This window comes from Alteromonas mediterranea DE (assembly GCF_000020585.3).
Classification (GTDB): Bacteria; Pseudomonadota; Gammaproteobacteria; order Enterobacterales; family Alteromonadaceae; genus Alteromonas; species Alteromonas mediterranea.
In genome coordinates this window covers 2416282-2441750 of sequence record NC_011138.3, presented here as the reverse complement: position 1 = coordinate 2441750, position 25469 = coordinate 2416282, and the positions used below count along the sequence as shown (strand labels likewise).

Below are 25469 nucleotides of genomic sequence, written 5' to 3'. Positions count from 1 at the left end.
AAGTTATCGCTAAGGTGCGAGCAGTGTGTCGGTTTATGTATTAGTGCTCTTGCTTAATAGGTTAAAGCGTGTGGAATTGAATAATGTACGTTAACCCTTCAAGTGCATACTTTATTTAAAAATGAAGAGGCATTACTTGAACCGTATCGCCTTCTTTTAATTCGCTTACTTCCTCAGGTACTATCATCAGGCAGTTTGCAGATGTAATTGACGTCATTACCCCAGAACTCTGCGATTTAAATGGCGTGACTTCCCATTCACCTTGGGCATTTTTAGCCATGGTGGCCCGCTGAAAATCCCGACGGCCTGCACGGCGCTTTAGAGGCGTTGTGATAGTGGCGTTAATAAAGAGCGGCTCGTGGGGCTTTGCTTCTCGTTGCATTTTTTTAATAACGGGCACAACCAGTAACTTTGCGGTGACAAACGACGACACAGGGTTACCAGGTAGGCCACAGAAAAGCGTATTATTTATTTTACCTAAGGCAAAAGGCTTACCTGGTTTAACTGCCACTTTCCAAAAGTCTATGCTGCCTAGCTCTGCAATAATATCTTTAACATAGTCTGCATCGCCTACCGATACGCCGCCGCTACTTACCATGACGTCAACGCGCTTGCTAGCCTCAATGAAAAGTTCCCGTAGCGAAACTTCGTTATCTTCAACAATGCCAAAGTCGATAAGCTCAACGTTTTCCTTTTGCAAAATACTGGCAATGCCTACCCTGTTCGATTCGAAAATTTGAGTGGCGGCGCGGCTTTCGCCCGGTGCAGCTAGTTCAGAGCCTGTAGCGACAACGCCCACGCGCAGCTTTCGGAAAACGTCTATTTTACACTTTCCTTGTGAAGACAGTAGCATGAGGTGCTCGGCGCGCAGTCGAGTGCCCTTATGAACGAGCGTATCGTCACAGCCAATATCATTGGCCTTTTTACGAATGTTTTCGTGGGCGATGGGGCGTTTGTTTATCTCCACATTGCCGTTGCACTCAGAGGTATTTTCTACCATAACAACGGCATTGGCGTTGTTCGGAATAGGGGCGCCAGTCATTATTTTAAATGCCTTACCTTTTTGTAGCGGGGTATCGGCTTCCATACCTGCTGTGATAATACCTTGAACTTCGAGTTCATTGCTGCCAGAAAGGTCTTCAACGTTAACGGCGTAGCCGTCCATTGCTGAATTGTCCCAAGGCGGTACATCAAGGGTGGCAACAAGGTCGTGCGCCAAAATGCGATTGTTAGCCTCAAAAATGCTCACTTGCTCTACGTCGTCAATGGCGTACGCCGCGTCTAATGCTTTGGCCAGAGCTTCTTCTAATGAAAGCCATTTTGATGACATACCCGTCACTCCTTGAAATATTTAACACGCGGATATTACAGAAAAAGCCGCGTTATACCAAAGGTTAAAGCGTGAAATAAAAGAAAGCGGGGAGTATTTTCCTTCTTCAGCTTTTGGCCCCCGTGTTTGGGTTTAATTTAAGCGCGCAACGACAGAATGTCGCTAAAGCTATCGAACACCCAGTCAGGCTGGTAGGTCGCAATACTTTCACCGTAATTGTACCCATAGGTAAGGCCTATACTTTTTATATTCGCGGCTTTAGCGGCAAGAATATCATTCTTAGAATCGCCTACCATTACGCATTCAGAGGGTAAAACGCCCAATTTTTCACAGGCATGCATAAGCGGTAAAGGAGAGGGTTTCTTCTCTAAAAGCGTGTCACCGCCAATGGTAATTGAAAACAAGGGCAACAATGAAAACGATGTAAGGATTGGTTCTATAAACTCTGAAGGTTTATTTGTTACTAACGCAAGAGTACAGCCATGCGCTTTAAGAGTTTTGAGTGTGGCGGCAACACCATCGTAAAGCACGGTGCTTTTGGTTTCTAATGTTCTGTAACAGAAAAGAAATTTGTCTAGCGCGATATCAACTTCTACTTGGTTAAAAGCGTGGTTAATTTTTGTATTACCGCTCAAACCTCTTTCAACCAGAACCCGAGCGCCATTGCCCACCCAGTGCCTTACTTTCGCCTCCTCATAGGTTGGCAGGTTGTAATCACTTAGCATCAGGTTCAGGGCTTTCGCTAAATCTGGCACAGAATCTACTAGTGTTCCATCTAGGTCGAATAGAAAGGTATTAATATCTTGCATGAACATATAATAGGGGGGAGTGGTAGGTTAATCATAACACCGCAGTATCCGTACCGCGGTATATTTATCGACCAGTTGGATTATTCAAAATCTTGGTTACTGATCCACAGTACTTGGTAGGGCTTCATTTGTAAAAAGCCGCTGGAAAGTGAAATCTCATCACGGGTAATGAGGTCAATCCAGTTGTCTGTACCTATCAAGTTAATGTCAGAAAGCAAAATAGTTTGCTCTTCGTCACAAATATTGCTGATACAGAAAATACTTTGCTTTCTGTCTAAGCTCTGACGCCAATAGCCGAATATTTGATTGCCCAATTGCAGCGTAAACTGCGTAGCATTAGGGTGGAATGCAGGCTGAGCTTTACGTATGCGGATTAACTGAGATATACGAGTTAAAACCTTGTGATGCTGAGAGAAAGGAGAATCTAACAAGGCTTCTAGCTCGTTAAAGTCCCAGCGCTTTCTGTTTATCGAGCGGTTCTGGCCAGTGTTAGCGACTTTCTCATAGTCGTTAGAGGTGCCCAGTAAACTATGAATATAGATACCAGGAATACCTTCCATGCCTAACATAATGGCATGTGCACAAATAAAACGGTCGACCTGATACTTGTCAGGCCCCTTTATCGTGCCTTGCAGAGCGTCAAACAGTGTGATGTTAATTTCATACGGTTTTTGCTGACCATGCTCAGAGGCCCGCCAAGATACTTTTCCACCGAAGTGCTGCATGGCGTGAACCAAATCAGATATTTCTTCTTCAGAAAGCAGGCCTTCTGCAGGGCGCAGCCCAATACCATCGTGCGAAGCAATAAAGTTAAAGTATGCCGTGCCGTTTTGTGCAGGAGGCATGCTCATCATCCAACTCTTCAAATAAGTACAATCACCACTTACCAATGTGTTTACAAGCAGTGGCGGTAACGAAAAGTTATAGATTGCATGGGCTTCATTTGCATTACCAAAATAGGTTAGATTTTCCCTGTTTGGAATATTTGTTTCGGTAATGATAATGATGGATGGGTCAACGTGTTCAATCAGGGTTCTTATTAAACGAATGACTTCGTGAGTTTGAAACAGATTAATGCTGTTTGTGCCCACAATTTTCCATAGAAAGGCAACCGCGTCTAAACGGAATATCTTGGCGCCTTTATCAATGTACAGTTTAATGATATCGATAAACGCTAAAAGCACTTTGGGGTTTCTAAAGTCAAAGTCTACTTGATCGTGACTGAAGGTACACCACACATACTTAGTGCCATCGGCGGTCTCGGTTTCACGCAACAAAGGGGAAACACGAGGGCGGGTCACCAGCGATAAATCGTCAGCCGGATCTGCGGTAAAGAAAAAGTCAGATCCCGGCCCTTCACCTTTAACAAAGTTGTCGAACCAAACGCTCCGCGCAGAGCAGTGGTTTATCACTAAGTCTGTCATCAAGCCATAATCTTTGGCTATAGCTTCGATATCATCCCACGATCCTAATGCTTCGTTTACCGTAGAGTAGTCGATGACAGAAAACCCGTCATCGGAACTATAAGGAAAGAAGGGAAGAATATGCACGTTATTGATTGTGTTCTTACAATAACGATGCATGAACTTATTCAACGTAACAAGAGGGCGCTCATCTTCATCAATCACGCTATCACCATAGGTGATCATGATAATGTCTTCTTCATCCCAATAGTTGTGATGAGATTGAGGTGAAGCTATATCTGTTTGTTGCTGAATACCTATTGTATTCATTAGCTCTGTGGCTAGCGTCTCATAAGAGACGTCTAGCGCTACATCGGCGTAAATGCTTTCTAAATGGTGCTTTACTTTGTCATGGAGGTGCTCCCATGCCATATTACTTACTCCATATATTCTGCAGTGTCAGCTTCAACCGCTTCTAATAAGCGTTCTAAAATATCCGGTACCGCACTAGTAACGCGGTTCCAACTAGGGATAAACGGTGTTTCCATTGGGTTTTCTAAGAAATTTTGTCCCGCTTTCATTATATTGCTGGCAAACATTTCTACCGCTTTTTCCTCGCTGTGAATGTCTAAGTTTAAGCCGTTCATTACCGCGTCATTGTGATAGGTTTCTATAAAGTCTAGCGCAATACGGAAATAGGTAGCTTTTATTGAACGGAACATTTCGTTACTAAAGGTATAGCCTTGAGTCGCGAGCTTTCTAAATATCGCTTTAGTAATGTCGATAGACATTTTAGACAAACCGCCCTGGTCGTTATTTAGCGATAGGTCTTGGTGCTTATGGTCGTAAATGTCACAAATATCAGCCTGGCATAGGCGGTTGTGAGAATAATTTCGATGCATTTCAGAAAGCACACCAATCTCTAATCCCCAATCGCTGGGAATGCGGATATCGTTCAAAACGTCACGTCTGAATGAAAATTCACCGGCCAATGGATAGCGGAAGCTGTCCATGAATTCCAAATATTCGTTATCACCCATTATGCGCTTTAAGGCACGTAGTAAAGGCGTTACTAACAGGCGCGAAACTCGGCCATTAATTTTTCCATTAGCCACACGAGCGTAATAACCTTTACAGAATTCGTAGTTGAACATAGGGTTTGCAACCGGATAAATTAGCTTGGCAAGCAAATCTTTTTCGTAAGTCACAATGTCACAATCGTGCAGCGCTACAGATTCAGCGCGATTAGACGCTAAAACGTAACCCATGCAGTACCATACGTTTCTACCTTTGCCTAACTCTTTAGGGGCTAATCCTTGTGCCTGTAGCTCTTCATCAAGTGCTTTTAGTCGCGGGCCATCGTTCCATAGCACTCTGTGGTGCTGAGGAAGTTTGCCAAAGAATTTTAGTGCGTGCTTGTATTGCTCTTCGTTAGCTCTATCTAAACCGATAACAATTTCTGAAAGATAGGGCACGTTGGTCAGTTCATTCACAATATGCGGAAGAGCTTCGCCTTCAAGTTCGGAAAAAAGAGACGGTAAAATAAGTGCCATCGGGCGCTTTTGTGAAAACTGAAGCAACTCTGCTTCAAGCTCTTCGGTAGGACGACGAGCCAAGTTATGTAACGTAGTAACCACACCATTTTGATAAAAATCAGCCATGTGTCCTCCTGATCATAGGGATAGCAATTGAGTAAGCATTTCGTTCCAGCCTTCGGGGCCAGTTAGGGTGCTGGTGTATACCTCTTCTTTTTGTACTTCAGGTGGAGGATTTACCGGAGATAAAATGCGAATAGGAACGTGTGCAGCTTCAAGCATTGCCACGTCATTTTTACCATCGCCAAGGGCGATAGTGTTAACTTTCGTTAAATACTGTTTCTGGTATTCACTCGCCAGCCATTTAAGCGCTTGGCCTTTATCGCAATTACCAGAGATATGAATAAAGCGACCGCCTTCTAAAGGAAACGCGCCTCGGTCTTTAACAATTTTTAAGAAGCGGTGCTTTTCTTCCTCGCTACCTAGCCACAAAACAGGCTCCCCAAATTGACGCTTGGCCGCGAGGGCTGCAGAACGCTCATCTAAGCCAGTGCATTCTTGGATCTCTTCAATAGACATCTTAGAAAACTGCTTATATTTGCCATCGAACTCACTGCCCATTTTCTCAAGCAGTTTAATCCAGTAGTTTTTATTAGAGATAAATGCTTTACACCAATAGCCATCTATCCAAACGGTACCACTGGGCTTTTGCTTAAAAAATCCGTGGGGAATAAAAATAGCCGCGCCATTTTCAATGATGAATGGGCCATCTAAACCAATGCTTTCCCTTAGTGGCTGAAGCTCGGCAAACGTTTTGCTCGTTGTTGGAACAACCGGGATGTCTTTTTCTTCTAACGCTTTTAAAGCCGGTTTCGCCGCCTCGAATGAGTAGGTATGGTGGTCTAACAGCGTGCCGTCCATATCGGTGAAAACAAGCGTTTTCGTCATTGTTTTACGTCCTGTTTAGTAATCGTTCTTGTTTCATCAAGATAAAACACGGTATCGCTCTCTTTAGGCAGTTGGCGAAGGGCGTGTTCGGTAATCCGTTGGTAATGTTGCACAAAGTTTGCCACTTCTTCATCTGACATCACGCCTGTGCTATTTTTTGCGGCTTTTTTAGCGAGTTTATGTTCTTGCTCTAGTCGCCATTGATACACACAATCAAAACTTGGTGCTTTGAGCATAATACGGTAATCGATTTTGGCAAATAACGTTTGGTAATCGCCTGCAAGTTCGGTGTTGACGAAAGAACGCCAAATACCCAGCGGATCTTCAACTTCCTCTAAGTGATTTATAGGGGGCTTCAGTTCGCTTTGTGACTGTGGTGTAGCCCCTACACACCATCCTTCAAGTATGATGAAGTCAGGTGACGACGCTATTACAGGCCATTGTTCAGTAGGGAAGGGGTTGTCGGTTGCTTTGTCAAAGCGGGGAAGCAAGGTGCGTGACCCCGAATCTAAATTACGCAGGGTGTCTAATGCTAACGGTATATTGTGGGTGCCCGGTACGCCGCGAGTTGCGAGCAATGGGTGTACTTTTATCGCTAGTGCATTGCGCTGTGACTGATCAAAATAAAAGTCATCGATAGATAGCGATACCACCTGTTTGCCGTGAACCGATGATAGATAATATTCAACAAAACTGGTCAGCGTAGATTTTCCTGACCCTTGGCTGCCATTTATTCCAACAATAAATGGTTTGGTTGCACCTTCTTGGTGCTTTAGCAGCTGTTCACATAATGGAGTGAACCATTTTTGTGCAGTCTCCGCGTAACTACTTGGCAATTGATGCGTAGTTAAAAAGCCATGTATGTCCATGTTGTCACCTCAATCATTGCAGAATTCGCACATTCAACTGGATTGGGGTAACAACATTTATGCCAATAGGTTGGTAAAGACGCTACGCGAGTAACTACTTCTTGTTCGCGACAATGACGGCCCGTTGTGGTGCAGGGTAACCTTCGATGGTGCGAGTAATATCTTCCGGATCGAGAAAATCTTTCAAAGACTGTGTATCCATCCAAGATGTTGAGCGCTGCTCATCTAACGTAGTATGGTTCACATCAACAACGCGAATATTTTCAAAGCCTAATCGGCTAAGCCAAACGGTGAGGGCGTCGGTACTTGGTAAAAACCAAACGTTTCTCATTTGTGCATATCGCTCACCCGCCATAAGCACAGTAGTTTCATCGCCGTCTACGACCAAGGTTTCTAGTATTAATTCGCCGCCTTTACGAAGCTGATCTTTCAGCTGTTGTAAAAATGCCATGGGGTCTTTTCTGTGGTAAAGCACACCCATTGAAAATACGGTATCAAAGGCTTGCAGAGGCTGCATGTCTTCAATTCCCATTGGCAGAAAATGAATATTGTTAGCAGGCCCATAGCTGTTGCGTATAAACTGTTTGATTGCGTGAAATTGAATAAAGAAAAGTTGTGTAGGGTCTACACCAATAACCCTGTTTGCGCCTTCGCCCAACATGCGCCACATGTGATAGCCGCTACCACAACCGACGTCTAACACGTTTCGCCCTTTTAGGCAGCTAATATGAGGCGCTACTCGGTCCCATTTCCAGTCAGAACGCCATTCCGTATCTATGTGGATACCGTGCACGTGAAAGGGGCCTTTACGCCATGGCATAAACTGCCTTAAAAGCCCTTCGATTTGTTTTTGAGTATACTCATCTACATCGCTTTTAGCGCCGATGGTAACACTTGTCGAAAGGTCTATTTGCTGTGGCGAGGTATTAGGCAATTTGTTAAGTAATCGGCACCATTTATCGAACTCGCCGTGCTTAGCAGTGCGCTGCCAAGTATCCATAAGTGCAGGTAAAGTTTGCAGCCAATGTGCTAATGGGCTGTCAATTAACGACGTGTAGCATTCGTTAAACCAAGTCTGTTCTAGTTTACTCATGGTGTTCTCGATGTGTGCTTTAAGCCGCTAAATCGCGGCGAAGAAATAAATTGAAAGGGCTAGGCTTTAATCGCAACCATTGACGTAAAGTTATAGCATTTGTACCACATAACCACGTCGGCAAAGCCTACTTTCTTTAAGCGAGTTTCATGTTCATTAAATGTATCGGTAAGCATTACTTTTTCAAGTGCTGCGCGCTTTTGGCTCACTTCTAACTCGCTATATCCGTTGTCTCTTTTGAACTGGTGGTGAAGGTCGATTAGTAGTTCATTGCCGGACCGAGTTGGGTGTTTCACCTTTTCCGACAGCACTAAGATGCCGCCAGGGTTTAAACCTTTATAAATACTGGCAAGTAGCCCTTCGCGATCGGAAGGAGGAATAAACTGTAGCGTAAAGTTCATTACTACCATTGAAGCGTTGTTGATATCTACGTCTTGTGCAAGCCCTTGCTCAATACTTATCGGGTTTGGTAGCGTAAATGTCTGCACAACGCGTCTACAGCGTTCAACCATAGCACTTGAGGCATCTACGCCAATAATCTCACACGTATTAGCACTCACTGCTCGTGACACTGATAAACTCGCCGCACCCAAACTACAACCTAAATCGTAAACCATGGAGTTCGGCGTTACTGATGACTTGGCGAGCTCGCCAATGGTATGAACGATGGTCTCATAGCCTGGAACCGATCTTTGAATCATATCGGGAAACACATCAACCACAGACTCATCAAATTTAAAGTCATCTACTTTATTGAGTGCCTTTGCGTAAATATTGTCGTGCTTCTTCACTGCTGTTCTTCAATTGCCTAATTTGGAGCGCAATTTTACCGTCTGATACGCAAATGCCAATGGAAAACGCTAATTTTGTTAAATTTTGAGTGATTTTTGTGGATTAGGGCTTTTCGTCACTAAACGAAAGTATTAATCTATACTCATAATATAATAAGGAAGCAGTAACGCTAATGACGAGAATTCTAGTAGCAGACGATCACCCATTGTTTCGCGAGGCATTAAGCGGCGCGTTGGAACCTTACTTTGAAAATGCGCAAATAATTCAAGCGGGAAGCTTGGACGATGCATTGGAAAAGCTTAATGAGTTTGACGGTGTTGAATTGGTGCTCCTTGACCTAAATATGCCTGGTGGTGAATATTTCAACGGTTTAATCACGCTTCGTGAACAATACCCGAATATTCCGATTGGTGTTGTATCTGGTAGTGACACGGTAGAAGTTGTGGCACAAGTAATGAGTTTAGGGGCGCAAGGTTTTATACCGAAAGTGTCTGAAACGCGTGAAATTGCCCAAGCCATTGTTGATATCATTGGCGGTAAGAAGTGGCTTCCTGAAGGTATGGAAGAAGAACTAGAGAAAGTCGATGACGAGCTTAAAGTGTTGCTCCAACGTTTTCGCGAGTTAACGCCTAAACAAATTCAAGTGCTTTCATATTTGCGTGCGGGTCTAATGAACAAGCAAATTGCACACGAGATGAACGTAACAGAAGCGACAATTAAAGCTCACATAAGCGCAATCTTACGCAAGCTAGAAATTAACACTCGTACTCAAGCGGTATTGTTAATGGATAAGCTTCAACTCAGCTAAACGCGTTTTGTTTGATAAAAACCGGATTATTCATCCGGTTTTTTCGTTTGTAAAATAACCTCACCACTTTCGGTAACAATGCCCAGTCCTTTGTCGGGCACCTGCTCAAACTTCTTCTTTCGCTTCGACAATAATAAAGTAGACGGTCTTTTCGTTTCGGCCTCTGGCAAACGCTGTGTATCAGCCAATTTGGTTAAGTATATGGCCCAATATTCTACATGAGGCGTCGAATAGTCTTTAAAGAAAGCAATGCCTATCTGATCTTGTTCTTGATAGAAGGGGAGCTCTCCCAATAAATGCTGACGGTGCGATGTAGAGGTTTTAAGTGCATACCATACGTCATCTGCTGTTTTGTAGCCGCCGGCTAAGGCCTCTACTTGATTACTCATAGCGTCGCCATAATACTCAGGCAACGTTAATCCAGCATTGCGAATACGTGTATTAGGGCTTCCACCTAGAAAATGTGATACCAGCCCTCTCTGTGCCATGTCTTTAGCTTTTTCTTCAGCAAGTTTTACAAGCGTAGGGTTGCACGTTAACACTTTTCGTTGCTGTTTCGTGTCCTTAGCGATGAGCAATGAAAGCGCTTGTGCTTGTTTGCTATTACCGCAAGGGGACCCATCTGCAAAACTTAGGGGGGCAAATATACAGGCGAGTGGAAGTGTGTAATGAAAAAGGCCGCGAGCGCGGCCTTTACGTTTCAACGTTAAACTAAGCAGCTTTACCACCTCGCTTTTTCGTGGCGCTGGTAGAGTTAACTTTAGCGACCAGTTCTTCGTGGTCAAAGTCATCAACGTTAATAGTACGAAGTCTGCCGGCTTCAGTCTTGCGAAGTAGATTCGCTTCTTCTTCGTTAATCACCTCTTCGGCAAGCGCTTCGTCAGCAAGAGTGTCTAAACGGGTAAATGGAAGTTTAGCTTTCTTATGCTTACAAATGCGTTCGAAGATAGGCTCGCTCGCTAATACATCGTCAAGCGTTTGTTCAAGGTCGCCAAATAGGCTGCCTTCTTCGCGCGTTAGGTACTGCCCATACCCTAAGCGGCTACGTGCAGTGGATGGCGTTTGAAGCATTTTAGCAATGGCATGCTCTGTCTTATCTGAGGGCTTGCCAATACGACGGCCAAACGGTATTACCATAACGCGAAGCGCTGCAGCGATAGCACGGTTGGGGAAGTTCGCTAAGAAGTCGTCAATTGCCGTTTCAATATCGTGCAACGTGGTTTGCATTGCCCAATGTAGAAGCGGTAAATCTTCTTTCAAACGACCCTCTTCGTCAAAGCGTTTAAGCGTTGTGCTGCCCATGTATAGGCCACTTAAAATGTCGCCTAAACGCGCAGATAGACGCTCGCGGCGTTTAAGATCGCCACCCAGTACACCCATAGACACATCGGTAAGTAACGCTAGGTTTGCGCTATACCCTTGAAGAAGTTTGTAATAGCGGGCTGTTTCATCAGTAAACGGTGCACTGCTAAACGCGCCATTGGTTAACGAGAACCAAATACTGCGAACCGTGTTAGCTACAGCAAAGCCGATGTGACCAAATACCGCTTTATCAAACGCTTGTAGTGCTTCTTTTTTATCTTCAATTGAAGCAGCTTCAATTTCTTTAAGTACATAAGGGTGACAGCGCATAGCACCTTGACCAAATATCATCATATTACGGGTTAGAATGTTTGCACCTTCTACCGTAATGGACACTGGCACGCCCTGGTAGCCGCGGCCCAAGTAATTATTTGGCCCAAGCATTACGCCTTTACCGCCGTGAACGTCCATTGCGTCGTTAATGACCTGACGCATTTTTTCGGTAAGGTGGTACTTACAAATTGCAGAGATAACCGACGGCTTCTCGCCAAGGTCTACACCAACCGTTGAGAAACGCGTGACTCCGTCCATTAAGTATGCATTACCGCCAATGCGCGCCAGCATTTCTTCAACCCCTTCCATGTGCCCGACAGGCATACGGAATTGGCGACGAATACGTGCGTATGCACCGGTGGCAAGTGATACTGATTTTGCACCACCAGCAGCTGATGAAGGAAGCGTAATACAGCGACCTACAGACAAGCATTCAACAAGCATACGCCAGCCGCGACCTGCCATTTGCGGGCCACCAATGATGTAGTCGATAGGTACGAAGATATCTTCGCCTTTAATTGGCCCGTTTTGAAATGGCGTATTAAGGGGGAGGTGACGACGCCCAATTTCCAAGCCTTTGGTATCGCGAGGAATAAGTGCGCAGGTGATACCGGGCTCTTTATTATCGCCAAGAAGGCCCTCAGGGTCTTGTAGTTTAAAGGCAAGACCAATAACCGTAGCCACAGGCGCAAGCGTAATGTAGCGCTTATTAAACGTTAGGCGCATGCCTAACACTTCTTCACCATTCCATTCGCCTTTACATACCACGCCTACATCCGGGATCGCACCTGCATCAGAACCCGCTTCAGGGCCTGTTAGTGCAAAACAAGGAATTTCTTCACCCGCAGCAAGGCGAGGTAAGTAGTGGTCTTGTTGCTCTTTTGTTCCATAGTGTTGAAGCAGCTCGCCGGGGCCTAATGAATTAGGTACACCAACGGTGCTTGATAATACAGCACTTACGCCAGCAAGCTTCTGTAGAACACGTGATTGTGCATACGCAGAAAACGCTAAACCACCATATTCTTTCTTGATGATCATAGCAAAGAACTTATGCTCTTTTAAAAACTGCCAAATTTCAGGAGGAAGGTCCGCATCTTTATGGTTAATCTGCCATTCATCAACCATTGAGCACACTTTGTCACATGGGCCGTCTAAGAATGCTTGCTCTTCTGCAGTAAGGCGACCTTTTGGAATGCGGTGAAGCTTATCCCAGTCAGGTTTACCACTAAAGATATCGCCATCCCACCATACGGTACCAGCGTCGATTGCTTCTTGTTCGGTGCTAGACATTTCTGGCATAACTTTGCGATAAAAGGCTAACAGCTTTTTAGAAATGTACTGTTGTCTGATATTGGCAAGGGTGAAAGGAAGCGTTAAGGCAAGAAACACCACCCAACCTAACAGGCCAATGTCACCAAATAAGGTGCCTAAAATCATTACACCTGCGCCTATGGCAACTGCTGTTACCAAGCTGGTGCGCTGATAGCTAGCAACCGCTAGTGTCAGTACCACCAGTAAAAACCATATAAAATCTGCCATACTTCACTCCTGAAAGGCGTTAAACGTTACACTTATCTGTTTCTCGATGCTGTTTTTGCTTAACAAAAAGCACGTTTGGATCGAGGTCAGACCAGCATGCTGTAAACGTATTATTTAATAGGGCAAAGATCAAGATTTTTACATGAATAATCTATTAACAACGTAATAAATAATAGAGCGATACACAGCAATACCTATAAGTATAGACGTTACTTATTGAAACCATTTACCACGTGAATTAACTCGCTGAAAAACGTGATTATTTAGCGCGTACCGCCCTGTAGGCAAGCAGCAACATTGTGGGGGGAATAGCGATAAAAAAAGCACGCCATTAGCGTGCTTTTTTGAGGAATTTAACAACGCGTTAAAAAACTACTGCATTTGAAAAGATTTGAGCTTAATGTCGCCTTGCTCATCGCCTTCTTTAAACTGCTGTAGCCGAACTAACGTGTAGTTCAATGAAGGGGCAAACCACGCGAAGGTTTCTCGTTTTTTCGAGTCCCGTATGAGTTTTACTTTTACAGCTTCAATTTTACCGTAAGGCAGAGAAAGCACTTCTTCATCGATAACTTGTACGCCGTAGTGTCTAAGTTGACCGCGGTAATTAACGAAGTCATAGTCCAAAGAGGTCTCGCCTTTTGCTAATTGCTTAGCAAGGTCAATGCGATAAATTTGATTGTCAAATTCACCGTTCCATTTAAAGGTATCCCCATTATCTACGGAGATTTTACCTTCGCCCTGTTGACTGAACGTGACTTTAAGTTCTTTATCTGGGCCCGTACCCGATCGGTTATAGTAGTATTCAGAAGGTACTACCGTGTTGTCATCCACAAAGAAGATAGAATGCTCACTACGTTCGTCGGACAAAAAAAACTTAGAAACCTTAGAGGTGTAAATCATCGAGTACTGTTGGTTGCCCAATTCAGTAAGCTCTATGTTCGCTTCACCTACATCATCACCCCATTTATAGGCGGTGTACGTGGCCTTGTAAGGCTGAAGGGGCAGTTGCGCGCTAGTATCAGCTTGCGCTTCACATGAAAGCGAAATCGCTAACAGTGCGCCTACCGCGAAAGGCTTAGTCGTTTGCATAACCAGATTCTGGAAGTTCTTGCTCATCTAAAACTGCCTTATTGTTTCGCATTGAAAGCCGACCTGCGCTAAACCAAGAAAGCACAAGAGGATAGATGCGACGTTCCTGTTCTTGAACACGCTCGGCCAAGTCGCTTGGAGTATCCTCTTCAAATACAGGTACACGACTTTGAATAATAACGGGGCCGCCGTCGAGCTCTGGCGTAACAAAGTGCACACTTACACCGTGCTCTTTGTCACCGTTGTCAATAGCCCGTTGGTGCGTATTCAAACCTTTGTACTTTGGCAACAAAGAGGGATGAATGTTCACTAATTTTCCAGTAAAACTATCAACAAACTCAGGCGTTAAAATACGCATAAAGCCCGCAAGCACTACGCAGTCGGCACCGAACGCATTAATTTGCGATTTTAGTGCTTCATCATAGGAAGCGCGATCATCATATTCCATATGATCCAAGCAAACGGCTTCTATACCTGCTTCTCTGGCTCGTTCAAGGCCATAAGCATTTGGCCGGTTGCTAATAACGCCAGTAATTTGCGCGTTAAGACGGCCTGCTTGTACTGCGTCGATAATAGCCTGCAAATTACTACCGTTACCGGAAATAAGTACGCAAAGTTTAGTTACACGAGTACTCACGCGTTGATCTCTACTTGTTCTTCGCCATCTTTAGACGCGATATCGCCAATTACCCACGCATTTTCACCGTGTTGTTTTAGAATGTTTACCGCTTGTTCTGTATCGGCATCATCAACTACGATAACTAAGCCAACACCACAGTTAAAGGTGCGGTACATTTCATGGCGGGTAACGTTGCCGTTTTCTTGTAGCCAAGAGAAGACCGCTGGCCATTCCCATGATTTTTCGTCAATGACTACTTTTGCATCCTCAGGTAGAACTCGTGGAATATTTTCCCAGAAACCGCCGCCGGTGATATGAGAAATAGCGCTCACTTGCACTTCTTCTAACAGCGCTAGTACTGACTTCACGTAAATACGTGTAGGCTCTAACAACTGGTCGATGATAGGCTTACCGTTAAGCTCTGCGTTTACATCAGCACCACTCACTTCGATAATTTTTCTTACTAATGAATAGCCATTAGAGTGCGGGCCAGATGAGCCAAGAGCGATAAGTTTCTGACCAGGCTTAACGTTAGTACCGTCAATGACGTTGTCAGCTTCAACGACACCTACACAAAAACCGGCAATGTCGTAGTCGCCGTCGTGGTACATGCCCGGCATTTCAGCAGTTTCACCACCAATCAGTGCACAGCCTGCTTGTTCGCAGCCTGCGCCAATACCAGTAACCACTGAAGCAGCAACATCAACATCAAGTTTTCCTGTTGCATAGTAGTCTAAGAAGAATAGGGGCTCTGCGCCTTGTACAATAAGGTCGTTTACACACATTGCGACTAAATCGATGCCCACACCGTCGTGACGGTTAGCATCCATAGCAACTCTTAGTTTTGTACCCACTCCATCCGTACCTGAAACAAGTAGCGGCTTTTTATATTTAGTAGGCAGTTCGCAAAGTGCACCAAATCCACCCAAATTGCCTTTCACTTCAGGTCTATGGGTTTTCTTGGTAACAGATTTTATGCGTTCAACAAGTTGATTACCTGCATCGATATCTACGCCTGCATCTTTGTAACTTAAAGAGGTTTTATTTTCGCTCACGGTTGGGCCCTGAAACTAAGAGGTAGAAAACCGCGGATTCTACCAGCAAGTCGTCACAAGTCCAATTTGTGACGGCTATTTTATGCGCTTTTTGATCTTTTTTATTTTATGGGTGAAATTAAACCGAATATAAAAGACAATAGAAGGCTATCTTTTGGTGAACAACTTACTTAATAAAATGTCTCGCGCTAAGAGTAGAGAAAATAGTGTGCTTGTTTGATGTTTTGTCTGCGTCTTTCGCAACAATAAATCGGCGTAGCAATTCGATGGGTAAGGAATTGATTTTAAAGAGTATGGAGTGTCAATGTTAACCGCAGTAAAGCGTAACACCAAGAAAGCAAATACCAAGGGGCGACGTCTCACACCCGCTATAGGGCTTTCACTAATAGCATTGCTAAACTATTCTGCGTTTACCTTTGCCGCCCAGCGGGTTGTCGTCAGCGAAGCGCAAATTCAAGTAGATGATCAATCTCAACGTACCCAGCAAGCTGCGCTTAAAAAAGCGCTTCGCCAAGTTTTTATAAAGATGTCTGGCAGTACTCATGTTTTAGATAATGCAGGGGTGAGAGCCGCACTTAGTTCTCCTCAATCTTTGCTTCGCTCATACCGGTTTGCCTACGAAAATGGTCAAACTTATTACGTTGCTGAATTCGACCAAGCTAAACTTAACGAGATACTGCAACGCGAAATGCTCCCACTATGGGGTGACAGGCGACCCGAAACTATCGTATGGCTTGTTGAAGAGACCGAAAATGAAACCCGGTCTATTCTCGATGAGTCAGTAAATACAGAACTACAACTGGCGCTTAAAAAAACGGCAAAAGAACGCGGCGTGCCGATAAGCTTACCTTTAATGGACCTTACCGATAACGTAAATATTTCTACGTATGATGTATGGGGGCGCTTTGTTGAGCCTTTGCGTCAGGCTTCTGTACGTTACAATATCGATAATATTATCGGCGCACGTGTTTATCCGAACGACCCTAGTGCCATCCCTGATTTGCCGGAGAACGTGGTGCCTTCTGGTACAGTTGAGTCTTTAGACGATGTGCTTAGCAAAGAAGGTCAGGACACCATGTCGGAAATGGGCGCTGACGCCACTGTCACCGGTGATAGCGCAGAAGGTGAGGCCCAGAGCGAAGTGAATGGCGACGACACAGAGAGCAACGGTAACGTGAGCAATAGCGAGCAAGCGTTTGATGCAGCTCTAAACAACCGTGACGATAGCGCGGTACCATTTACCATGAACGAATTTGCCGATTACGCTAAACGCGCTGATGAAGGAAAATATGCATTAGATTGGGTGTTCGTTGGTGGCGGCAAGGTCAGCTACGGCAGTATTTATGGTGATTCACCACAGGCTTTGGGTAAACAGCTCATTGATGCCTATTCAAATTACTTATCGTCGCTGTATGCTGTTGTTGGAATTGAGGTTTCAGAACGAGAAGTGATTACGGTATCAATTGCAAACATCGGTTCAATAAACAGCTATGCGAGTGCTACAGACTACCTTAATAGCTTAAGTGTCATTGAGAGTGCTACGTTAGTAGAACAATCGGGTACAGTGGCTACTTACTCGTTAACTTTGGTAGGAACGGTTGATGATTTACTTAATAGCATCCAGCTGGAAGGTCGGTTACGTTCAGTTACCGACGCTTACGGGCAAACCGTAAAAGGGCATAGTTTCTATTGGAGCAATTAATTTAACATGCAACTGCCTTTGCCTATAACGTTACCCGTAGACGAAAACTTCGATAGTTTCGTAAATAAGGGTAATGAAGAAGTCGTATCAATTCTCAGGCAAATTGCAGAAGCGTTGCCATATTGGCGAGAGGCCCCCGCATTGGGGCCGTTGTCTTCACTACAGCTTCCCCTTGTTACTTTGCTAGGCAATAGCGCAATTGGTAAGAGCCACTTATTATTTGCTACTTGTCATCAATTGGCGGGTAAGTCTGTAAGCCACCTGTATCTTAATTTAAACGACTACCAGGCGTGGTCGTTAGACATTTTCGAAGGCCTTGAAAACCTTTCACTGATAGCGTTGGACAATATCCACGCCATTGCAGGCAATGTGCAGTGGGAAGAAGCGTTATTTGACCTTTTTAACCGTGTTATTGAGACCAAGCGCGCGTTGATCATTTGCACCAGTCACCTTGGGCCATCGAACCCGGCGTTTACGTTGCCTGACTTGCGCTCGCGATTAGCGTGGGGTGTGATTTACCATGTAAATCAATTAGATGATGGTGGGCGTGAAGAAGCCGTGCGGCTGCGTGCTGAAGAGCGCGGGTTAACCCTTTCAAACCAAGCCTTACAGTTTCTCTTACACCATAGCGAACGAGACTTGAAAAGCTTGATGTCGCTACTTGCAAGGTTAGATGCACGTTCGCTGCAAGAGCAAAAGAGACTATCAGTAGCCATGGTAAAACGTGAACTTAACTTAGGTTAAGAAAACGCCGTCGCTAGAGCCAACGCCTCCACATATACATATTGCAACTAACGCTATCGTCACAAAAATGGCTAAACGCTTGGGCTAGCGACGTGCCCTTGTCACCTTTTAATAAAAGTTTTTTTCTTGGTATGTTACTTATTACTGCAGGCTTTTTACTGCTGATTTTGCTCGAAACGGGCCTTTTCTTCTTTCATTTCTTCTTTTAGCTTTTTCAAGCCCAACCCTAATTCCCGACCTCGCTTCCTTGCAAAGGCACTGCAACCTACGAACATTCCCGTACATAAAATGATTTCAACCACGGCGTACCAACGTTCAGCCGGCACGGCGTACGCTACGGTGCAACCATGAATGAGATAGAACAAGACAACGAAATTCGCCCAGGCGTGGGTGTAAGGCTTGCCCTTGAGTATGCCCCAATAGGGTAGCAATAAAGGTAAAATATAAAACAGGGCAATAAAAATCGGCGAATACGTATGTGCTTTAGTAAAGGTAAATTGCCATAATGTTATCCAAATAATTAGCCCTGTGTGGCTAAGAAGTGCGAGATAGCGAAAAAAGCGCGTATCTGATGACATATTAATTCTCCGATGAGATCGTGTTTTTAAATGTAAAACGTAAGTGTTTGCGTTTTTCCAAAGCGTCTTTTTCAGCGTTGTACGTGACAGCGTTAACGTTCTTCTTTTAGCTTTTCAGCCAATCTAGCTAACCGTTTACCTTGGGCAAAACAGAGCGCTCTTTCATCATCACTGAGTTGCTCTGGCGAAGCATGGCTATGATGCGCAACGTGAGTTACCCCATAGGGGCTGCCTCCCGTCATCGTATTGTGCAATTCAGGTTCGCTGTAGGGCAATCCGCATATAATCATGCCGTGATGCATAAGCGGTAGCATCATCGAGAGTAGCGTCGACTCCTGACCACCGTGCATCGATGACGAGGATGTAAACACACAGGCTGGCTTGTTAATTAACACGCCTTTAAGCCATTGACTGCTCGTAGAATCTAAAAAGTGTTTAACGGACGCGGCCATATTGCCAAAGCGAGTAGGGCTGCCTAATGCTAAACCACTGCATTGCTCTAATTCCTGAGCGGTCACCACGGGTACCTCTGCTGAGGCGTTGTCAGGCGAAGCTTCGCCGTCTGTTTCGCTAATACTTTTCACCGTGCGCACGATCACCGGTACATTTTGAGATGAAACCCCTTGCGCAATAGCATCGGCTAAGCGCTTGGTGCTTCCGTGGCGGCTGTAATAGAGTACGAGAACAGGTTGCACTATAGTATTTCCAACACCGATTCAGGTGGGCGCCCAATTCGCGCACTATCACCTTTTATAACGATAGGGCGTTCGATGAGCTTTGGCGTTGCTTCCATCGCGTTAAACAGGTCGTCATCAGACAGTGTTTCGTCGCCTAAATTGGCGTCTTTATATTCGTTTTCCTTTGTACGCATCATCTCTCTAACCGATTCAACGTTAAGTTTTTTAAATATGTCTTTAAGCGCTGAGGCGTTGAGAGGCTCTTTTAGATACTGAACAACCACGGGCGATAACCCTTTTTCTTCTAGCAGCGCTAGTGTCTGTCTGCTTTTAGAACAGCGAGGATTGTGAATTATAGTAATGTCTGTCATAAGCGACCTCATTGCATAGTTTTTTCAATTGGCGCGAACTATTGCGTTTTTGGTTTCTAATATCAAGCAGTTTACCGATAACTGCCAGAAAATTGGCCAATAACTAATGTTTAATGTAATTCAATCCATATGAAATCGCGGTTTCCCGTCGCACTAAATTAGCTTAGAGTAAGCAAAGTGGCATATGAAATGTGTGTGAAATGATTAAATTACGCTGTTACACAATGCAGTGCTAGAGCGCAAATATAGAGGAACGCAATGGGGTTATTAAAAGCAAAGGCCAATACAAACAAACTAAAGCCGCTTTTAACTCTGCTGTTATTAGTGACGGCGGCCATGGGCGGGATTTTTACGTATCAGCACCTTCAGCATGATTTTGAAACCTTAGAAGGGCGAACATATAGCTGGAGCACACTAAAAGGCCAGTGGGTTGTAGTAAACTATTTCGCTCCTTGGTGCGCACCGTGTTTACGAGAAATGCCGGAACTTGCTAAATTTAATGCATCACTGCCAAGCAATACTAAGCTCTTCGCTGTTAACTACGACCTGAAAACACTCTCTGAGCTAAAAGAGATGACAGAAAAATATAATATTACCATTCCGGTTATAGTGAGTTCACAGAGTACGGCGCTTCCTATGGAGAAACCGCCCTATTTGCCGGCCACTTTTATTATAGGGCCAGAGGGGAAGGTCGTTGACACTATAATGGGTGAATTAACCGCTGCGCATTTAACTCAGCGCCTTCAAGCTTTAAGGCGCGAGTAAATAAAAGAAAGCATTCTACAGGCGTTCTAGCCGTTCTTCTTGATCTCTAAATTGCTTTATTCTTGCTCTAATTCTTTGCTTTATTAAATGATCATCGCCGGCGAAGTTGTAGGCATACTGTAACTCATCTACGGCGCGGTTGTAGGCGCCATAAAGCGCATAGACTTCCGCTTTGCTTTGATGCATTTGTGAAAAGCGCTTCGATTTTTGATATGCCTCACTCATTAACTGATGAGCAATTTGATAATCCTTATTAACCAGTAAAAAGTCTTTTAACAGCGAAATCGCTTCATCGTAATTTTGAGCACTGATGTAGGCATTCGCTTGGTTAAGTGCTAAAACTTGATTTCTTGGGTTATGCGTAACATGTGGTTTGAGCAAGTTAACCGCTTTAAGTGGCTCGCCAAGCGAAATATGAATGTCTGTCATTGCATCAAGATAAAAGAGGTTGCTGCTGTCACCTGCAATAAGTTCGTCCATGATTTTTTTTGCTTTTTCAGTTTTATCATCGCGCATATACGCCAGTGCCAATCCATAAAGCGACGCTTCTTTACTGCGCTGAACATTTTGTTCGACTGCTGCCTCATAGTATTCCACTGCGTAGTCAGGCTCAAAGGAATAACGCGCTTTTATGCGCGCCTTAGCAAGCTCAAACTGTTTATTAATGGGCAAATAACGGCGCGGATAATCGCCGGCACGGTTTCTCGCATCTGCGATACGACTTTCTGTTAATGGGTGAGTTAATAAGCGCGCTGGCGGACGTGAAACCATGCGATACTCTTCTGCCATGGTTGAGAAAAAAGACGCTGCGGCGTTGGGATCAAAACCTGCGCGCGCCAACATAGCTATACCAATGCGGTCGGCTTCTTGTTCGTTAGAGCGGGTATAGTCTATTTGTAGCTGAGCGGATGCAGCAGACCCTGCTTGCATAGCCGCGATACCCGCTTCAGGGTTGGCCATAGCAATAAGTACGCCGCCAATGAGTGAAGCTAATGCCAAGGGAGACGAGCGCTGCTGCGCCTGCATGCGCCTGGCAATGTGACGCTGGGTCACGTGAGAGATTTCGTGAGCCAGTACTGAAGCTAATTCACTTTCATTCTCAGCTCGGCGCATAAGCCCCGTGTGAACACCAATATGACCGCCGAAAAAAGCGAAGGCATTAATGGCATCGTTATTCACCCAAAAGAATTCAAAGGGAAACTTTGCATTATCGGCATGAACCACAAGACGATTACCGACGTCCTGCAGATATTCGTCAAGCACGGGATCGGAAATAACGGGGCTTTGACCGCGCATTTGGCGCATAACCGCATCACCGACAATCATTTCCTTGTCTAGCGATATTGCATCTGAGGCAACCACACCAATTTCAGGCAATGCGTTTTTATTACTGTAATTGGCATCTTGCGCTACAGCTGTAATACTCGAAGTGAGCACGAAGGAGAGGGCAACTAAAGATGCTGAAAACTTTTTTCTCATGAACCTACAATCGTTGTACATGTTTAATAATGCATAACGCTTAGAGCGCTAAGTTGCTAAACAGTTTCAAATTTTATTTTTTTCTTATGTGTGTGCGTTTCGAATGGATATAATGCCGAAGTCGATGCACATATACTACGCTTTTTGCTACAAACTCACTTACCGTAGCGTAAATCAACTAATGATAAGAAAACAATCTGTCACTTAATATACTGTAAAAACATCATACCAGTTTGATTTTCAAAGATTCTTAAGTGCTACTTATTGCTAATTGCTAGCGCTATCAACTATGATGCGTGTCCTATTCTTAGTAATTTCTGGGCGTTTTTATGTTTAGCGTTTTTGGTCGATGGTACCGACGCAAATTTTCCGATCCTGATGCAGCAATGCTGCTTATTCTTATTCTTCTGACTACCGCAGTGCTTTTACTGTGGGGCGAATTAATCATGCCAGTGCTTGTAGCTGCGGTCATTGCGTATCTACTCGATTGGCCGGTGTGTCGCTTGGTTAATGTTGGGCTTGGGAGAACGATAGCCTGTGGTATTGTCATGGTTGGCTTTATCACTATCACAATTCTAACGCTTGTGGGTTTGGTACCCATAATTTCAAAGCAAAGCGTTAACCTCATTCAGGAAACCCCGCTTATCTGGCAAAAGGCCCAAGAGTGGATTTTAACGCTGCCAGACAAGTACCCAGACTATGTGCAGGTATCTCAAATACATCAAATGATGGAAGGGATTAACGAGAAGCTTGTTGAAGTGGGTGAAACCCTGATTTCTGCCTCATTTAGTAACATTGCAAATCTAGCAGCGCTACTTGTATATGTCATTCTGGTACCGTTAATGGTGTTCTTTATGTTAAAAGATAAGCTGTTTTTTTTAGACGGCATCTCCCGTCTTTTGCCTAAAGAGCGTCGTCTTATTACCCAGGTAGGGCATGAAATGAATTCTCAAATTGCGAACTATATTCGCGGTAAGGTTATTGAGATTATTATCGTTGGTGTGGTGAGTTGCGTAACATTTGTACTGATGGATTTACGCTACGCCATTTTACTCGGCGTGCTGGTGGGGTTTTCAGTACTTATTCCTTATATTGGCGCGGCGGTGGTAACGATACCTGTTGCCGTTGTTGCAATGTTTCAGTGGGGGATATCGCCTGAGTTTTGGTATCTCATGATAGCTTACGGCATTATACAAGCCCTTGATGGTAACTTGTTAGTCCCTTTACTTTTCTCTGAAGCCGTAAGCTTGCACCCACTTTATATCATTGTTGCTGTATTGGTCTTTGGCGGCCTTTGGGGGTTCTGGGGGGTATTTTTCGCCATACCGCTGGCAACCTTGGTAAAAGCTGTGGTTACTGCGTGGTCTAGCAACCCTGTGGTAATCCCAGAAGAAGCGAAATAAACGACTTACTGATGAACTAGCCGTGTAACTGCGCTGGGTTGTGGTAGCACAATAGTCGTTATGACTTCAAAGACCCTAAAAGAAAAGCCCCGGAAAGTTTACCTTTTCGGGGCTTTTGATATTTAACGATTCAATTTAAAATTGAAATGCAGTATTAGCTGTTCAAATAGTCCAACACAACCGTGTGATGTTCTTTGGTTTTAAACTTATTAAACACATGCTCAACAACGCCGTTTTCGTCGATAAGAAAAGTGAGGCGATGAATGCCGTCGTACTCTTTGCCCATAAACTTCTTAGGCCCCCACACGCCAAATGCATCCGCCACCGCGTGGTCTTCATCTGACAGCAAGGTGAAGTTGAGGTTTTCTTTCTCAATGAACTTCGGCAAACGCTTTACCGCATCGGGGCTGATACCTAATACAACTACGTTTTTCTCTTTTAGTTCATCGTTTACATCGCGCAAACCTTGTGCCTGAACAGTACAGCCGGGCGTCATTGCTTTAGGGTAAAAATAAACGAGGACTTTTTTACCTGCGTAGTCTGAGAGCGATACGGTTTGATCATCTTGGTTCTGCAATGAGAATTGCGGCGCTTTATCACCAGCTTGTAACGTTTTCATTGGGATCCTTTTTTTGTGTGTCTTGTACTTTACCTGTCACATTTAACGAAGTGAACAGGGCCATTAGATCAGATTCTAAGTCATCTACATTTTCATTCGGCGGAAGCGAAACAACGAATTTACACTGCATGTTGTCTTTGCCCGTGGCTTTATCTTTATACGTACGCTGCCTGAATGCACTTAACATAGCTTGCCGCTCTGCAAAAAAGCCCGTTACCGCTTTAATCAACCCAGCGGCGTCTTCGCCACTGAATTCGACATTAAAAAGGTGGGCAAGATTTTGCTTTTCATGATGGCTCGTGCGTTTCATCATGGATAATAAATCTAGACGTTGAAACAAAGCGGGTAAAATGCACTCTGCCTTTGTTATAGCGCTTTGCGTACCTTCAATGATCATGGTCAAAGAAAACTCCTTGCCATAGATGGCTTGCCTACTATCAAGAATATTGCACTGGGCTTCAGATACCGTGGTGGCAATTTCGCTCAATATGCCACTGTTGTCTGTACCTAGTATGGTCACGATAAGTTGGTGTTTCGGCATCTACTTCACTTCAATGGTAACGATGTCGGGATGTTAGCACAGAGTTTTTTTTAAAGTCAGCGCCTTTTTCTTGCCTTTGAATAAGATATTGTCAAATTCTTGTCATTTTACATGCGCTATTACTTGTGTTTAAGCACTGACATATTTACCATGTGCGCTCACATTTTGCGGAGAGATTATGTTTACTGGTAGTTACGTAGCACTCGTCACGCCGATGTTCGAAAACGGCGATATTGATTACAAGTCTTTAGAGAAACTTGTGAAGTTTCATGTAGAGCAGGGCACCCACGGTATAGTGTCGGTTGGAACTACTGGTGAGTCAGCAACCCTACCGTTTGATGAGCACATTAACGTGGTCAAAGAAACAGTAGCTATGGCATCGGGCGCGATCCCGGTGATAGCAGGCAGCGGAGCAAACTCTACTGCAGAGGCCATTTTCTTACTGAGCAACTCGGCTCAACGGGTATCGACGGCTTTTTAAGCGTGGTGCCTTATTATAACAAGCCTCAACAAGCTGGTATGGTTGCGCACTTTAACGCAATTGCAGATGCCAGCGACCTTCCGGTTATTCTTTACAATGTGCCTGGGCGTACAGTTGCAGACATGTTACCTGAAACTGTAGCAGAGCTTGCCACACATAAGAATATAGTTGGTCTTAAAGACGCCACCGGCGATATTGCGCGATTAAAAGCAACACAGCCCCTTGTTCCAGAAGACTTTGTAATTCTTAGTGGTGATGATGGCACCAGCTGTGAATTTATGTGCGAAGGCGGACATGGCGTTATCTCTGTAACCGCCAATATCGTGCCTAAAGCGATTGCACAGATGTGCGAAACTGCACTGAACAAAGAATTTGATAAGTGTCGTGACATTGATGCGTCTATTAAGCTGCTTCACGACGAACTATTTATAGAGCCAAATCCAGTAATGCCAAAGTGGGCATTATATAAAATGGGCATGATGGAAAGCGCTGTTATGCGATTACCTATGGTTTTACCGGAACTATCAAGCCAAAAACGTATCGAAGAACTACTAAAAAAATACGCATTGATTTCTGGTTAATAAG

Annotated in this window: 24 protein-coding genes and 1 pseudogene; 6 read left to right on the top strand and 19 right to left on the bottom strand. The window is 44.4% G+C overall.

Features of this window, described 5'->3' with window-relative positions:
* Positions 1-115: 115 nt before the first annotated feature.
* The 8 genes from moeA to cmoA form a co-directional block, all read right to left on the bottom strand.
* Positions 116-1330, bottom strand: coding sequence for a molybdopterin molybdotransferase MoeA (gene moeA / locus MADE_RS10860; RefSeq protein ID WP_012518650.1), 1215 nt, complete (start codon positions 1328-1330; stop codon positions 116-118).
* Between the two features lie 137 nt (positions 1331-1467).
* Positions 1468-2139, bottom strand: coding sequence for a phosphoglycolate phosphatase (locus MADE_RS10855; RefSeq protein WP_012518649.1), 672 nt, complete (start codon positions 2137-2139; stop codon positions 1468-1470).
* An 80-nt stretch (positions 2140-2219) separates the two neighbouring features.
* A complete protein-coding gene (locus MADE_RS10850) occupies positions 2220-3974 on the bottom strand; it encodes a sugar phosphorylase (RefSeq protein WP_012518648.1) in 1755 nt (584 codons plus the stop codon).
* A gap of 5 nt (positions 3975-3979) precedes the next feature.
* Positions 3980-5203 (bottom strand): glycosyltransferase family protein, encoded by a 1224-nt coding sequence (locus MADE_RS10845; protein WP_012518647.1) that lies wholly within the window; start codon positions 5201-5203, stop codon positions 3980-3982.
* A 12-nt stretch (positions 5204-5215) separates the two neighbouring features.
* Positions 5216-6025 carry an HAD-IIB family hydrolase gene (locus MADE_RS10840; RefSeq protein WP_012518646.1) on the bottom strand — a complete coding sequence of 270 codons (810 nt, stop codon included), beginning with the start codon at positions 6023-6025 and terminating at the stop codon, positions 5216-5218.
* Positions 6022-6894 (bottom strand): kinase, encoded by an 873-nt coding sequence (locus MADE_RS10835; protein WP_012518645.1) that lies wholly within the window; start codon positions 6892-6894, stop codon positions 6022-6024. The genes MADE_RS10840 and MADE_RS10835 overlap by 4 nt, the downstream gene beginning before the upstream one ends.
* A gap of 94 nt (positions 6895-6988) precedes the next feature.
* Positions 6989-7987, bottom strand: a complete 999-nt coding sequence (gene cmoB / locus MADE_RS10830; protein WP_012518644.1) for a tRNA 5-methoxyuridine(34)/uridine 5-oxyacetic acid(34) synthase CmoB — start codon at positions 7985-7987, stop codon at positions 6989-6991.
* A gap of 59 nt (positions 7988-8046) precedes the next feature.
* Positions 8047-8778: a carboxy-S-adenosyl-L-methionine synthase CmoA gene (gene cmoA / locus MADE_RS10825; protein WP_012518643.1), complete on the bottom strand. Its 732-nt coding sequence runs from the start codon at positions 8776-8778 to the stop codon at positions 8047-8049.
* 173 nt (positions 8779-8951) lie between these two features.
* Between cmoA and MADE_RS10820 the strand changes: the two genes are divergently transcribed.
* On the top strand, positions 8952-9587 hold the full coding sequence (locus MADE_RS10820) for a response regulator (protein ID WP_012518642.1): 636 nt from the start codon (positions 8952-8954) through the stop codon (positions 9585-9587).
* Between the two features lie 26 nt (positions 9588-9613).
* Here the strand turns inward: MADE_RS10820 and MADE_RS10815 are convergent, their stop codons facing one another.
* From MADE_RS10815 to purM, 5 genes are all read right to left on the bottom strand, one after another.
* On the bottom strand, positions 9614-10129 hold the full coding sequence (locus MADE_RS10815; RefSeq protein WP_232363058.1) for a CAP domain-containing protein: 516 nt from the start codon (positions 10127-10129) through the stop codon (positions 9614-9616).
* 169 nt (positions 10130-10298) lie between these two features.
* The gene (gene fadE, locus MADE_RS10810; RefSeq protein WP_012518640.1) at positions 10299-12761 is read right to left on the bottom strand and encodes an acyl-CoA dehydrogenase FadE; all 2463 of its coding nucleotides are present in this window, start codon (positions 12759-12761) and stop codon (positions 10299-10301) included.
* Positions 12762-13133: 372 nt separating this feature from the next.
* Positions 13134-13877, bottom strand: a complete 744-nt coding sequence (locus MADE_RS10805) for a DUF3108 domain-containing protein (RefSeq protein ID WP_012518639.1) — start codon at positions 13875-13877, stop codon at positions 13134-13136.
* On the bottom strand, positions 13837-14487 hold the full coding sequence (gene purN, locus MADE_RS10800) for a phosphoribosylglycinamide formyltransferase (RefSeq protein WP_012518638.1): 651 nt from the start codon (positions 14485-14487) through the stop codon (positions 13837-13839). The genes MADE_RS10805 and purN overlap by 41 nt, the downstream gene beginning before the upstream one ends.
* A complete protein-coding gene (gene purM / locus MADE_RS10795; protein WP_012518637.1) occupies positions 14484-15524 on the bottom strand; it encodes a phosphoribosylformylglycinamidine cyclo-ligase in 1041 nt (346 codons plus the stop codon). The genes purN and purM overlap by 4 nt, the downstream gene beginning before the upstream one ends.
* 304 nt (positions 15525-15828) lie before the next feature.
* Between purM and MADE_RS10790 the strand changes: the two genes are divergently transcribed.
* Together MADE_RS10790 and hda are read left to right on the top strand one after the other, a co-directional pair.
* A complete protein-coding gene (locus MADE_RS10790) occupies positions 15829-17226 on the top strand; it encodes a DUF2066 domain-containing protein (RefSeq protein ID WP_012518636.1) in 1398 nt (465 codons plus the stop codon).
* 6 nt (positions 17227-17232) lie between these two features.
* Positions 17233-17970 carry a DnaA regulatory inactivator Hda gene (gene hda, locus MADE_RS10785; RefSeq protein WP_012518635.1) on the top strand — a complete coding sequence of 246 codons (738 nt, stop codon included), beginning with the start codon at positions 17233-17235 and terminating at the stop codon, positions 17968-17970.
* Positions 17971-18125: 155 nt separating this feature from the next.
* Here the strand turns inward: hda and MADE_RS10780 are convergent, their stop codons facing one another.
* From MADE_RS10780 to arsC, 3 genes are all read right to left on the bottom strand, one after another.
* A complete protein-coding gene (locus MADE_RS10780) occupies positions 18126-18548 on the bottom strand; it encodes a DUF2069 domain-containing protein (protein WP_012518634.1) in 423 nt (140 codons plus the stop codon).
* A gap of 92 nt (positions 18549-18640) precedes the next feature.
* Entirely contained in the window at positions 18641-19243 is a 603-nt protein-coding gene (gene wrbA, locus MADE_RS10775; protein ID WP_012518633.1) for an NAD(P)H:quinone oxidoreductase, read from the bottom strand.
* Complete coding sequence (gene arsC, locus MADE_RS10770) at positions 19243-19596, bottom strand: arsenate reductase (glutaredoxin) (protein WP_012518632.1); 354 nt, start codon at positions 19594-19596, stop codon at positions 19243-19245. Before arsC ends, wrbA begins: the two co-directional genes overlap by 1 nt.
* Positions 19597-19854: 258 nt before the next feature.
* On the opposite strand from arsC, the gene MADE_RS10765 reads away from it, so the two are divergent.
* On the top strand, positions 19855-20361 hold the full coding sequence (locus MADE_RS10765; RefSeq protein ID WP_012518631.1) for a TlpA family protein disulfide reductase: 507 nt from the start codon (positions 19855-19857) through the stop codon (positions 20359-20361).
* Positions 20362-20376: 15 nt separating this feature from the next.
* Here MADE_RS10765 and bepA read toward each other — a convergent pair whose 3' ends face one another.
* Positions 20377-21840, bottom strand: a complete 1464-nt coding sequence (gene bepA / locus MADE_RS10760; RefSeq protein WP_012518630.1) for a beta-barrel assembly-enhancing protease — start codon at positions 21838-21840, stop codon at positions 20377-20379.
* Positions 21841-22169: 329 nt separating this feature from the next.
* Between bepA and MADE_RS10755 the strand changes: the two genes are divergently transcribed.
* Positions 22170-23243 (top strand): AI-2E family transporter, encoded by a 1074-nt coding sequence (locus tag MADE_RS10755; RefSeq protein WP_012518629.1) that lies wholly within the window; start codon positions 22170-22172, stop codon positions 23241-23243.
* Between the two features lie 154 nt (positions 23244-23397).
* Here MADE_RS10755 and bcp read toward each other — a convergent pair whose 3' ends face one another.
* Both bcp and MADE_RS10745 read right to left on the bottom strand, forming a co-directional pair.
* On the bottom strand, positions 23398-23862 hold the full coding sequence (gene bcp / locus MADE_RS10750; RefSeq protein WP_012518628.1) for a thioredoxin-dependent thiol peroxidase: 465 nt from the start codon (positions 23860-23862) through the stop codon (positions 23398-23400).
* A complete protein-coding gene (locus tag MADE_RS10745) occupies positions 23840-24403 on the bottom strand; it encodes a glycine cleavage system transcriptional repressor (RefSeq protein WP_012518627.1) in 564 nt (187 codons plus the stop codon). The genes bcp and MADE_RS10745 overlap by 23 nt, the downstream gene beginning before the upstream one ends.
* Positions 24404-24581: 178 nt before the next feature.
* Here MADE_RS10745 and dapA point away from each other — a divergent pair.
* Positions 24582-25465 (top strand): annotated as a pseudogene (gene dapA / locus MADE_RS10740) (4-hydroxy-tetrahydrodipicolinate synthase).
* Positions 25466-25469: the final 4 nt, after the last annotated feature.